The 1,334-nt window shown below is 64.3% G+C and carries 1 pseudogene; it reads right to left on the reverse strand.

Features of this window, described 5'->3' with window-relative positions:
• Positions 1-698: 698 nt before the first annotated feature.
• Positions 699-1,208 (reverse strand): annotated as a pseudogene (locus ACYVDA_RS20720) (IS3 family transposase); the annotation flags it as partial.
• Between the last annotated feature and the right edge of the window lie 126 nt (positions 1,209-1,334).

Consider the following 1,334-nt stretch of genomic DNA (forward strand, 5'->3'; position numbering starts at 1 on the left):
CGGAACACCATCCGCAACCAGCCGCCGAATCAAAGCCCAATCCTCCACTGAGATCACCCATCCAATCTGTCTGGGTGGCCTCGTTTTCGACCGTCGCTATGGCCTCGTTTTCAAGCGTCGTCGACAGAGCCCGCGCACTCCTGGTGCAACGTCCCCCCCGGCCCCGACCGCGCCTCTGGGTCCTGCCGGCCCAGCCACCCCTAAAGTCCGACAAAAGCCCTCAGGACATGATGCTGGAGCGGATCATGGCGGTTCACCCTGCACGCTCGGGTGCTCGTCGGGAAGGAACCCGCTCATGCAGGAAGATCACCTCGAGCCTCGCGGTCTGCGGGCTCGGCGCGGGGTCTTGGGGCTGTGTCTACTCCTGCTGGTCACCGCCACCATGGTGCAGCTGTGGGGGCTCGTCTAGTTCGGGTTCTCGGACCGGCAATCGACAGTCGACCTGTTCGTCGCGTTGTCCAGCGTGATGGGCGCGTGTGTCTGCTTGTGGACGGGGTTGCTCTCAACCAGCACGGACCGGTCGATGCGGTCGGCCTGGACCGCCCTCGGCGCCGGTGTTGCCTGTCGGCACTCGCCGACTCCATCTGGTGTGGCTATGCGGTCATGGGTGGCCCGCCGCCCTACCCCGGTCCCGCCGACGCCTTCTACTTCTTCGGCATCGTGGTCGGGACTGCTGCACGAACTGGTGACAGTTTCGGTTAGGCCGCTTGGTTGGCGGTTGGAGTCATGATCAGTTCGTATTCGACCGGGGTCAACCGGCCGAGCGCAGCCTGACGACGACGACGGTGGTAGGTCCTCTCGATCCACCTGACGATGGCGATTCTCAAGTCCTCGCGCGTGTTCCAGGTCTGCCGGTCGAGGACGTTCTTCTGCAGCAGGGCGAAGAACGACTCCATGGCCGCGTTGTCTCCAGCGGCACCAACGCGGCCCATCGATCCGACCATCGCGTGACGATTGAGGGCGCGGACGAACTTCCGCGATCGGAACTGCGAGCCGCGGTCGCTATGCACGACGCAGCCGGCCACCGACGCACCGTCGGCGTGCCGACGCTCGACGGCGTTGTTCAGCGCGGTGACTGCGAGGCGTGACTTCATCCGTGAGTCGATGGAGTAGCCGACGATCCGGTTGGAGTAGACGTCCTTGACCGCACAGAGGTAGAGCTTGCCCTCAGCTGTCCAGTGCTCGGTGATGTCGGTCAACCACAACTGGGTCTGCCCCCGCTTTGGTTGACGGTTAGGGGTTGGGGTGTTCAGGCCGCTTCTGCGGTCGTGTAGATCATCTCAAACTCGACCGGTGTGAGCTTTCCGAGGGCTCGCTGACGGCGGCGTCGGTTG

This window comes from Nocardioides korecus (genome assembly GCF_054778395.1).